Annotated in this window: 8 protein-coding genes; 4 read left to right on the top strand and 4 right to left on the bottom strand. The window is 38.7% G+C overall.

What is annotated here, in order from left to right:
* Nucleotides 1-31: 31 nt before the first annotated feature.
* The 3 genes from IEE83_RS14220 to IEE83_RS14230 all read left to right on the top strand — a co-directional run bounded on the left by IEE83_RS14220 (nt 32) and on the right by IEE83_RS14230 (nt 4,439).
* Nucleotides 32-1,144 (top strand): T9SS type A sorting domain-containing protein, encoded by a 1,113-nt coding sequence (locus IEE83_RS14220; protein WP_194121212.1) that lies wholly within the window; start codon nt 32-34, stop codon nt 1,142-1,144.
* A 156-nt stretch (nt 1,145-1,300) separates the two neighbouring features.
* Nucleotides 1,301-1,783, top strand: a complete 483-nt coding sequence (locus IEE83_RS14225) for a hypothetical protein (RefSeq protein WP_194121213.1) — start codon at nt 1,301-1,303, stop codon at nt 1,781-1,783.
* 235 nt (nt 1,784-2,018) lie between these two features.
* Nucleotides 2,019-4,439: a TonB-dependent receptor gene (locus IEE83_RS14230; RefSeq protein ID WP_194121214.1), complete on the top strand. Its 2,421-nt coding sequence runs from the start codon at nt 2,019-2,021 to the stop codon at nt 4,437-4,439.
* Nucleotides 4,440-4,668: 229 nt separating this feature from the next.
* Here the strand turns inward: IEE83_RS14230 and IEE83_RS14235 are convergent, their stop codons facing one another.
* The 3 genes from IEE83_RS14235 to IEE83_RS14245 form a co-directional block, all read right to left on the bottom strand.
* Nucleotides 4,669-6,075 (bottom strand): AcvB/VirJ family lysyl-phosphatidylglycerol hydrolase, encoded by a 1,407-nt coding sequence (locus IEE83_RS14235; RefSeq protein WP_194121215.1) that lies wholly within the window; start codon nt 6,073-6,075, stop codon nt 4,669-4,671.
* 5 nt (nt 6,076-6,080) lie between these two features.
* Nucleotides 6,081-8,684, bottom strand: coding sequence for a phosphatidylglycerol lysyltransferase domain-containing protein (locus tag IEE83_RS14240; protein ID WP_194121216.1), 2,604 nt, complete (start codon nt 8,682-8,684; stop codon nt 6,081-6,083).
* A 92-nt stretch (nt 8,685-8,776) separates the two neighbouring features.
* Complete coding sequence (locus IEE83_RS14245; protein WP_194121217.1) at nt 8,777-9,682, bottom strand: alpha/beta fold hydrolase; 906 nt, start codon at nt 9,680-9,682, stop codon at nt 8,777-8,779.
* 202 nt (nt 9,683-9,884) lie between these two features.
* Here IEE83_RS14245 and epsC point away from each other — a divergent pair, with 202 nt between their 5' ends.
* Nucleotides 9,885-10,715, top strand: a complete 831-nt coding sequence (gene epsC / locus IEE83_RS14250; protein WP_194121218.1) for a serine O-acetyltransferase EpsC — start codon at nt 9,885-9,887, stop codon at nt 10,713-10,715.
* Here the strand turns inward: epsC and IEE83_RS14255 are convergent.
* Nucleotides 10,708-11,301 (bottom strand): TetR/AcrR family transcriptional regulator, encoded by a 594-nt coding sequence (locus IEE83_RS14255; protein WP_194121219.1) that lies wholly within the window; start codon nt 11,299-11,301, stop codon nt 10,708-10,710. The genes epsC and IEE83_RS14255 overlap by 8 nt on opposite strands.
* Nucleotides 11,302-11,360 lie beyond the last annotated feature (59 nt).

The following is an 11,360-nucleotide window of genomic DNA, read 5'->3' on the forward strand; positions in this document are numbered from 1 at the left end:
AAAATACTTTGCAACGCAAACCTGATTCCGAATGTCCGCTTTTTACAGAATAGTACTTTTACTTTGCCTATGCAGTTCAGCCAGTTATGCCACACATCTTCTTGGTGGTGAGATTAAAGCTGTAAATTTAACAGGCCAAACATATAGAATTAGTGCACAAATTTATTTTGATGTAACACCTCAGGCTTCCGGGGCTTCGGCGGCACAGGATGCAATTATGCTGTGCTTTGGTGACGGAAATACTGCTCAGGTAAAGCGAACCAGTTTCAATGTATTAACGGGAGATCAAAGTGGTGTTGCTGTTGGTACTTACGAGGTAACATACACTTATCCGTCAGCCGGTATCTTCCAGATTTCTACAAACATTGCTAATCGGACATCAAGTCTGCTTAATTTCGCCAATTCTGAATTTTCAGAGATGTTTTTGTGGACTGTAATTGATACACAGGTTTCAAACTCGACGCCAGTACTGCCACTTCCTGTTTTTACTGCCGGATCAAAACAAATATTCAAAATTGATTTAAAATCTACGGTTACAGATTCCGACAGCACGACTGCTCATTTACAAAGATTAAGCAAAACTTCTCCGGGAACCTGTGGTGTCCGCAGTCTGAATGAGAGCTACATATATCCTAACGACGTAAATAAAAAAGGAACATTTTATGTTGACCAGACTGCTAAAAAACTGGTCTGGAATGCTCCTGAACTTTTGGGAAAATATATTTATGCCGTTGTAATTGATGAATGGAGAGATGGTATTAAAATATCAGAAACCTACCGCGAAGGCTTGATTACAGTAATTGATAAACCGGGACAGACTGTTGAAATTCCACCATATGTACCTGTAAATGACTCGGGGCTGGTTACTTCATTACCAGATTCGGATAATTTGGCAATGGTTGTTGACGCATATCCTGTACCAACGGAAGATTTCCTTACCGTAAGTGTGAAGAGCGCCACAGCCACTACCCTTCGCATTGAGCTGATCAATATGAATGGCCAGATAGTTCGCCAGATTAATACAACTGAAAGTCTTACGCAATGGAGCCAGCCATTGGATTTGCGTCAAATGGCAAAAGGGATATATATAATTCGCGTGACGGATCAACTGGGCAAATTTGTCACAAGGAAAGTTGCGCGTTAGGAAAAGGGTTTCCAAAGGTTTGCTAATTATATTGATTGCTAGCTGAATTTTGCTAGCTTCAAGGTATATTTGCAGAATTAGGGGATTTGACTACCACCAGTAGGTTAATTGAAAAAACTTTTATCCATATTACTTTTCGGACTTCTCATCTTTAATATGATGGGCTTTTCCGTTTATAATTTATTGGAAAAAGATGATAATGACGCCCTTAAATCTGAACTGGCTAATTGTGACCTGCTGCTTAAATTCCCTTTGACACTGCCTTATCTGGGTGAATGGGAAAGTTCGATGCCATCTAATGAAGAACTTTTAAAGGGCAACGAATATTACAAAATCGTATCAAAACAAATTGTTAATGATACGTTGTATGTACAATGTGAATTTAGCCAAACTTCAAGAGAACGTTTCTGGTGTATGGTTTCTACATTCGAAGATCACGCCAAAACAAATTCCGATTCTCACAAAGGAGCAACCGGGACTATTCTGAAAAACTTCCTGAAAGAGTATATGGCTATCGGCCGTAAACATACATTTTACATTTTTGAGTGGTCAACGCCGGTGACTTTTGATTATACACCCTATTGTCCTGTAATTCCGGAATCAAGCATTCCATCTCCCCCGCCTGATTTGCTGAGCTAATTATTTCATTCAATCTTCTGGAAAGGAAGACCTAACGGTCTTTCAATGATAGCGTCATACGACTATAAATCGTATGCCTGGATATCATTGGAAATACCTTTGGGACGATCTACTCTGTTATCAAAACAGCATCAAATAATTTTGTTCTAATTAATCCAAATCAAGTTTTAGACAGCTTATGCAGCTAAAAAACTCTACCACAATAAAATCCGTAATCCCCTTAAAATCAAATCGTTTGCAATACGGACTCCTGGTTCTTTTTCTTTTCATGAACCTGATATCATTTGCACAAAATAATTCTGTTACGGGAAGAATTATTGGCAGTAATGGCATTGGTATTGAGGGTGTCAGTGTAAGAATCGAAGACACTAAAAAAGGAGCAGTAACCGACAAAGAAGGTTTTTTCAAAATAGAAAATACTGGGGGAAAAGAATATACACTTCATGTTACTTCAATTGGCTATTTTTCTCAAAAAATAAAAGTCAAAAGTTCTGCTAGCAAGCCTGATCATGTTACAGTTACGCTGAGAGAAGACATTAACAGTCTGGACGAAGTTGTAATTGAGGAAGAGAAAAACAGTATTCAGGTAGAACGACTACCCGATGTGCATGATACTTACCTGATTGCCGGGACCAAAAATGAAGTTCTTCAACTCGGTGGAATCAATGCAAACATTGCAGAAAAAACTGGACGTCAGATATTTGCAAAAATCCCCGGTGTATTTGTTTATGACATGGATGGAAGTGGAAATCAGATCAACATTTCGACCCGCGGCCTTGATCCGCACCGTTCATGGGAGTATAATATTCGTCAAAACGGAGTGATTACCAATTCCGATATGTATGGATATCCGGCAAGTCATTATAGTCCGGCAATGGAATCTATTGAGAGAATAGAACTTGTTCATGGTACCGCATCTTTGCAATATGGAGCTCAATTCGGAGGGATGATCAACTATGTATCAAAGCAACCTGATACTACAAAAGCATTTACCTTTGAAACAATTAATTCAGCCGGTTCTTATGGCCTTTTTAGTTCCTACAACTCCATCAGTGGAAAAGTAGGCAAGCTTACCTATTCAGCTTACTATCAAAAAAGACATTCCGACGGTTATCGAAAAAATTCGAAGTCAGATGCACAGTCTCAGTTTGCAAGTCTTTCTTATGAATTTACAAAAAATTTAAAAGTAAAGGCAGAGTTAGGACGTTCGTCATACATTTATCAAATTCCTGGTCCTTTAACGGATTTAATGTTTGTCCAGGATCCACGTCAGTCAACCCGTTCAAGAAACTATTTCAATCCAGATATTTACGTTCCATCCATCGTTCTTGACTGGAAAATCAGTCCGTTCACTAAACTTCGCTGGACTAACTCGGGCGTTTACGGAAATAGAAACAGTGTGATGATCGATGCGTTTGCAAACGTTCCTGACGCCATTGATCCCACCACAAATCAATATAAACAACGCCAGGTTGATATTGATGTCTTTAAAAGTTTCACTTCGGAGCTTCGTCTCGTGCACCAATACCGCATCGGCGAACTGACCAATTTTGTTTCAGGAGGTGTGCAGGTTATGAAAAATCACCTTCGTCGCCGACAATTAGGAAAAGGTACAACTGGCAGTGATTTTGATTTATCGCTCACCAACCCGGTTTGGGGTAGAGATTTGCACTTGAAAACAAACAACATTGCTTTCTTTGTAGAAAATTTACTGTACATCACCCCTAAACTGACGGTAACACCGGGATTCCGTGTAGAAAACGGAACAACCAATATGACCGGTGCAATAACTTACTACCAGCCAGAAGCACTTCCGAATAAAATCAAACATCATTTCCCTCTTTTCGGAATCAGCTCACAATACAAACTTGATGCGGACAGCAGAATATACGCCGGATTTTCTCAGGCTTACCGGCCAACCGTTTTAAAAGATATTATTCCCGGTTCTGTTTTGGAACAGGTTGATAAAAATTTGAAAGACTCAAAAGGTTATAATCTTGAAGCCGGTATCAATGGAAAAATGGGCAGTTTCTTTTCTTATGATGTAAGTGTTTTCCAGATGTTATATCAAAACAGAATGGGGACGCTGGCTATGAAGGACGAAGCCGGAAAGGATTACATCCTTCGGACAAATACCGGAAACAGCATGACAAAAGGTGTGGAATTATATGTTGAATACAAACCGCTTTCAATCCAGCGTCAAAACGGAAGTAAAACTGAATTTTCAGTATTTACCTCGACGTCCTATTTTGACGCTTACTATATCAAAGGAAGCTCAATCCTGAACAACGAGAACCTGAATACAAAAGGAAATAAACTTGAAGGCGTTCCAACCTGGATCACTAGAAATGGATTACAATTTGCGCATAACACACTGTTTGCAACTTTACAGTATAGTTATGTAAGTTCTCTATTTTCAGATGCGCTTAATACAGTTGCGCCTTCCGCTAATGCGGCGAAAGGAAAAGTACCATCCTACGGTTTGTGGGATTTTAACGGAACGCTGAGAATTGCAAAAAGATATAATTTGAAATTTGGGGTGAACAACATCCTGAATAAGAGCTATTACACGAAACGCCCGACAATGTATCCGGGAGCAGGTATCTGGTCTTCTGATGGAAGAAGTATTGTAGTTTCGTTGGGTATTAAAATCTGACCCGAAAAGTAATTTTCGGTGTCAGATTTTTTTCTTAGGTTAATTAATTCAGACAAACGGCTGGTCACTGACTGGTCGTTTTCTTTTTTGTAAAAACCGAATTTGCTAAAATAAAATCTGATTATATAACAAGTAATGAAGTTCCATATCAATTCAGAAATATTCAAAATTAATCTGTATTTATCAATGTTTTTGATAAATATAAAAAATACAATTTCAATATAAAATACTATTTATCAGACTTTTGTACAATAATATTTACAAGTTGCTTATAACTATTATTGTAATGATGGCCGCCAGGAATTGTAACAAAACTTACCTCCGGATTTTTAATTTCCGATTTAATTTCCGGCTCTTCTTCTGAACCATAGAGACAAATAATTTTCAGGTTTTTGATCTTGTTTACCTCTGCCGAAACATCATATTGCCTTTTTCCGCGGGGCAGACTGAGCATATCTGAAATATGTATTTCAAAATCTGCTTCTGTGGCCGGAGATAACATGGCGAGAAGCTGGACGCTTTCACGTGTTGTTTTATCAAAATTGTTATAGACAAAAGGAAATGCATCAGCGCCAAAAGAATATCCTATCAGGATAATTTTATCCCGCTGCCATTTATTTCTATAAAAGGAAATAAGCTTTTCAACATCCACAGTTGTGGAAGCCGGAGTTTTTTCATTCCAGAAATATTTCAAGGCATCAAGTGCAACCACAGGCATTCCGTTATTGGCGAGTTCTTTGCAGAAAGCCTGATCAAAACTGGTATAACCTCCATCTCCTGTTATTAAAAAAACCATTGGTTTCTCGGGGTTGGATTTGGATGAAATAGCGTGAATAGGCAATTCTTTTAACTCGCTTTCATTGATCTCCTCCCGGTTGTTTTTTACTTCATCCTGCTTTTTTGAAATGATTTCAATGAAAGCCGTTTTTAATTGGGGCACCCAGTTTTTCTGAACAGAATACCCGTGTCCGACTTTTTGTAAAGCGATTAATTTTGCATTTGGAATCTGTTTCAGAAAACTTGCCGTAGTTTTAAAATCACAGATCTGATCCTGCATGCCCTGCAATGCTATAAATGGTTCCTGTAAATTTTTGGCGGCTTCCAGATAAAACCCCTTACCCTTCCCCAGCGAATGCGATTTTAACCCGGACCCTGCACAAAGCTGTTTATTTATCTGAATATCAGGACAAAAACCCAAAGCTAAGGCGCCACAAAATGTGTTTGCGGGAGACTGCGCAAGAATTCCATAAACCAGTGTCGCTCCGGAAGAATATCCGACCAAAAGTGGACTTACGTAATTTTTATATCGGTATTTTTTTTGAATGAACTTGCTCAAATTTTCCAAATCAGCCGCAGGATAGTAACACGCAGATCTAGTATTTTGAAGGTTTTTCAAATAACTCCGAATATCAATTCCGACAACCATTGCGTCCATCGCAACAAAATTATCAGCCATGTCTATCACGCCCTGGTTCCAGCCGCCGTCTCCACTGATAAAAAGAACCAGTTGTTTTGGACTGGTTAACGGCTGATATACTTTAAGTTTACCAAAAATTCCATATTGTAAAGAATCGGGAACGTGCGCTTTTACCGAAATCGAAAGGACAAACAGCAGCAAGATCAATTTAAATCTCATAAATTTTATTTCATTTTCACAACCTTATTCAGGGCTGTCGGTATTCTGATCAATGCGTAAGCGTCGTCATAAATCAGGTATTTACTTTTCCATTCAGGCGAAAACTTGCTTTTATATTCGCGAAGCGACTTATAATATCCGAACTGTTTAACATTCTGATAAGCAAATTTGATGGCTCGTTCTGTAATATCCTTATTCTCCTCGGCACCAGATAACGGGACCATTCCTATATTAAGATAATCGAAATGCTGTGATTGAAAATATTTGATAATCTCGATCATCATCGCATCCAGCGTGGTGCCGGGTGCATCTTTTGTTTTTCGTATCAAATCATAAGTACCTTCACCACGCACGTAATCAGGGATAATATTGGCAAAACCGATGATTTTTTCATCTTCATTTTCCAGAGTAATTATGGTTTGCTTTTTTAATTCATCCTTATCATAAATTCCCTGTGAAAAAACCATTTCGGTATAACCCGTTGTTTCAATCCATTCATCACTAACAGCTTTCAAGCGTTGCAAAACGCCATCTTTTACCGGAGCATTATAAATTTTGACTGAAAATCCTTTATTGGCAATATTTTTAACTGCGTTGCGAAGTGATTTTTTATCACCTCCATCCAGAGAAAATGACTTCAAATTCACAACAGCTTCCTGACCAATAATGAGAGAATTTTTTCCTAACGAATGAAATACCGGTAATACTTCCTGATCGCATCGGTAGTAAGTACATTCCAGATCATTTTCTCTACAAAACTGATCGAATTCTTTTATCAGCAACTGCATATCATTTTCATTGGCACAAACCGGTTTTTCCAATACAACTGCAAAACCATTTCCTACGCGATAAGCAATAAAACCTTCCGTTTGTTTTCCAAAATACAAAAGCTTGTCATGGTATGTTTTGAAATAATCCAGCGAGGAGTCTCCGTATTTGGTCACCAGTTCTTTCGCTTTTTCCCAACTTGCGTCTTCCATTTCCGGTTTAAAGATTAATGGACGAATGCCGGTGTAAATCAAAAAGGCAATACAAAGTCCACCCAGAAAATTAAGCGAATATAAAAAGTCACGCCCAAAAATTGTCTGTGGATCAAGATCATTCCCGATCATGGCAAAATATAAAAGCGTATTTTTTACCGCCGCCGGAAATGAAAAATCAATATTGAAATGAATTTTATCCAGGAAATAAAAACCCACAATGCCATAAACCAGAACCGCTCCTATTGCTACCAGAACTGTCCTGATACCAAATAGTTGAAATTTTTTATTTCCTTTTCTAAAATATTGCTGTCTTGTAAAAAGTAAAACCAGAACTACAAAAGCAGCAGTCAATGATTCTTCATAATCAATTCCCTTGGTCAGATGGCCTACGAAGGATAGGACAGACAATCCGATGGAAAGATAATAGGCGGTCCTATATCCTTTCAGCAGAAATACAGACATAAAAATTAAAACAACGCCTGTGAGCAGAACGAAATAATTGGAAACGGCAATAAAATTAACCGGAATAAAACCCTGTAATTCCTGAACGCGTGAAGCTATTGATGGCGTCAAAACAGAAACGATATTTATAATACCAAGTATTAATATCAGAAATGCCGGGAGTATTCTTAATATCAGATTATTTTTCTTGAATAGAAAAGTCAACATTCCCGCTATTAAGGGAGCCCAGAATTCAAAAAAACGGTAAATCATAGTAACCGAAATAGCAGCCACACTATCCATTCCGTATTGAACCAACAGCACACTAAGTGAAAGCTCAATTGCACCAATTCCTCTTAAAAATGGTGACAGGATCAAAAAAATAGTGGCTACCAGATAGCCCATGAAGGCTGCTTCAAAAGGCGCCGAAACGTTGAGCGCAAAAAATGCGATGTATAAATGAAGAATCCCGGCCAGATCAATAAGCACAGAAAAGAGCAGGCAGTTTATGATTGCAGAGATAGAAAAACGCCCATCGGACATTTGTTCCATTACAATTTCAAGATCAGGCTGATATTTTAAGAGAAAATTATAAAACCGGCCACGATCAATAAAGGATTTAATAGCAAAATACAGAAGCAAAATTAGGATGAATAATCCACCGAATGCATATAATTCACTATTAGAGACAGACTTTTGGAATAAAAGCCAGATCACCGCAGGAATGGCAACCACAAATACTGAAACAATTCCGCAAACGGCATAAATAGACGAGGCCAGATGAACTTCGGTTTTAGTAACGCCTTTTCTTTCCGTTTTTGCCGTAAAAAAAGCCAGGGAAGAAATTCCTCCGGCTGGCAAGAATACGCTTATAAAATTCCTTCTTAAAAATAACTCGGTCAAAGTAATCAGATCAATGTTTTTCCCTAATGCTTTGAAGGAAAACTGGTACATAACTCCTTGCAAAAGTATGTATCCGACTGTGACTAAAAGTCCAAGTAAAATATAAACAGGGGAAGCGGACTGGATTAAGCCATATACTTTTCTGACTTCGGCTTCTTCATGTCTGACAAACCAGACAGCCATTAATATGCAGACAACGGCGATTAAGCCTCTTGAAATTATTTTTTTATTTTCAGTTACAAAATTAAAGCCTGACTTAAAGGTATCTGATACTTTTTCCATAGGACGACCGCTGCTTTTTATCGAGGAGAGAAATGGAAATCTAAATAAATTTATCCCAACAGCCCTAAATACTTTTTAAAGGCGCCACCCATTTATTCATTACTGATATCAACAGCTGTTATTTTCTCCTTAAACAGTTGACTGCGAAGTAACATTTCCTTGATCATTTCCAAATGGGTGTAAGTAATCATGTGACCGGCATTGTTAAGAAATATGTATTGTGATCTCTTACTTTTAATATGTTTTCTCGCAAAATCAAGATTGGAAGGATCAGCAATCCAGTCATTTCCACCCTGAATCACGGTTGTCGGGACGTGAAGATTCTGCCAAACGGGTAACAACTTTTTCAGCTCGTCCGAATGGGAATATTTTTCAGCCGTTGCTGTATTGAAATCTCCCGGCAAAAAAAGCTGAACCAGTGAATTTCTTCCCCATTTTGAAAACCAGTAGAATTTTTCCTTGTCCGGATCAATAACCGGGGAAACCATGATCAGCTCCTTTACTTTTTCCGGAACAAGTGAAACCATTTTCGCCGCAATGGGTGCTCCATAGGAACGTCCCAATACAATTACTTTTTGATCTGAATGATTGAGTTCGAATACCGGAAGCAGGGAACGGGCCTGAGTTTCGATTGACGTCACATATTTACGCTTCTTTTTCATCTTCAACCGCGATTTTCCGTAACCCACCCGGTCAACAGATACAATATGAAAATGATTTTGAAGGTCCTGATCGTCCATTAAGTTCATGTAACCCCACAATGAACCAGGTGCGCCGTGAATCAGAAGCAACATTGGCAGGGTATCATTGCCAACACTTGCAATGCAAAGTGAAAGCGTATCATTCTTAATAATCTGAATTTCCGGGCGAATATCTTTTTTGGCGTAATGCTTGCGTACCTGCTTTTCAGAAATCAGATACCTGGAAAAGCATGATGTAAGAGAAAAAGCCAACAAAAGAATTATAAAAGGGGACTGAATTTTTTTAACGCGTAACATAAGTTTCCTGATTACTCCAAGAATTTATAACTTCACAATTCACATCCTATATACGATAGAATGTAGACAAAAAACACGTTTACCCAAAGAATTTTAAAAGAATTTACCAAAATATAATCTTTCGGGCCATTTTTGTGTTTCCCATATATCAATACAAAAACAGTGCCGTTTCCGAAAAAGCATTACCAAAAAATAAGGAATAATGAACAACCACCAGCAGAAATTATTTTTCCAAAAATTAAATGAGCAAAATACTACTTTTCAATACAAATTACCATCCAGACATGATGCAGGTTTATTTATCCAGAAATTAATAAATTTTCTTTTTCCAATTAGTCAGGATTGTCAATGTAATGATCAGGGGCAAGACTTGGAAGGAGCGTTTCTGGAACTTCGGCATCGCCTTGATTGTATGCTTGCGCCCCTGACACCACAGTTGGAAAGGAGCCGGGAAGAAATTCTTGATTCCGTTTTTGACCATATTCCGGAGATCTATGAAATGCTTCTGAAAGATGCAAGATCTATCACTGAAAATGATCCGGCGTCGGTTAGTATTGAAGAGGTTATTGCGCTCTATCCAGGTTTTACTGCGATTGCGACCTATCGCATTGCCCATAGTTTTGCCCTGGAAGGTATCCCTTTGCTTCCGAGAATGCTGACAGAATTTGCCCACAGCCAGACTGGCATTGATATTCATCCTAACGCGAAAATAGGTCATTCGTTTTTTATAGACCACGGAACAGGAATTGTCATTGGAGAAACTACCATTATTGGTAATCATGTCAAACTTTACCAAGGCGTTACTCTGGGAGCAACACACGTTTCCAAGTCACTGGCATCGAAGAAAAGACATCCTACGATTGAAGATAATGTTGTAGTTTATGCCAACGCGACAATTTTAGGCGGCGAGACTGTCATAGGGCATGACACCATAATAGGCGGAAATGCGTGGCTGGTTCGCAGCGTACCTCCATATTCCCAGGTGTATCACCAAAGCAAAATAGAAGTACGCCAGACCAGTGCAGCTACATAATACTTTTTATAAACCTTCTCACACCCTCCATGTAAATCGGTTCCGCCTGGGCGAAAGCGTAACGTGGCTGGGTTGTCATGGTAATTGAGATAAAGCCATAAGTAAGGCACCACCACTCATAGTAGGTCTTGGTTACCATTTCACCTGATTTCGGGCGTAAAACAGCAATCATTTCCCAAACCGGATTGTCGCGGATATTCATAGCATGCGAGTAAACACGTTTGGAATCACAGTAAGCTCCTTCGAGATTAAACATCACCTGAAAAATCTCCGGATTTTCAACTGAAAAAACCCAGATACATCTCGCAACCTCTGAAAGCTGTTTCTCAGGATTTCTAAAATGGGTTTTTATTTTTATAAACTCGGCCTGAAGAAAATCAAAACCTTCAACCCTGATTGCTTCCAGTAATTTATCCTTGCTTTCGAAGTATTCATATAAAATAGGCGGGCTATATTCAATAACCTCAGCGATTTTTCGAATCGAAACGGCAGTCCACCCTTCCTCCCGGGCTATTTCTTTGGCTGTTTTCACGATATCGGAACGAACCTGATTTCTCAGTCGTTCTCTTCGCTCTACTATTCCCATATTGAGTATTTCCTGTTTATTGATTGAGAGACAGTGACATGCTTTCAAATATAGTCATA

Source organism: Dyadobacter subterraneus, from assembly GCF_015221875.1.
Lineage (GTDB): Bacteria > Bacteroidota > Bacteroidia > Cytophagales > Spirosomataceae > Dyadobacter > Dyadobacter subterraneus.

What these genes read in the sequence shown, in the direction of transcription:
- IEE83_RS14255 (WP_194121219.1), bottom strand. Translation starts at nt 11,301, where the DNA reads ATGGGAATAGTAGAGCGAAGAGAACGACTGAGAAATCAGGTTCGTTCC.
- IEE83_RS14225 (WP_194121213.1), top strand. Translation starts at nt 1,301, where the DNA reads ATGATGGGCTTTTCCGTTTATAATTTATTGGAAAAAGATGATAATGAC.
- IEE83_RS14235 (WP_194121215.1), bottom strand. Translation starts at nt 6,075, where the DNA reads ATGAGATTTAAATTGATCTTGCTGCTGTTTGTCCTTTCGATTTCGGTA.
- IEE83_RS14245 (WP_194121217.1), bottom strand. Translation starts at nt 9,682, where the DNA reads ATGTTACGCGTTAAAAAAATTCAGTCCCCTTTTATAATTCTTTTGTTG.
- IEE83_RS14240 (WP_194121216.1), bottom strand. Translation starts at nt 8,684, where the DNA reads ATGGAAAAAGTATCAGATACCTTTAAGTCAGGCTTTAATTTTGTAACT.
- epsC (WP_194121218.1), top strand. Translation starts at nt 9,885, where the DNA reads ATGAACAACCACCAGCAGAAATTATTTTTCCAAAAATTAAATGAGCAA.
- IEE83_RS14220 (WP_194121212.1), top strand. Translation starts at nt 32, where the DNA reads ATGTCCGCTTTTTACAGAATAGTACTTTTACTTTGCCTATGCAGTTCA.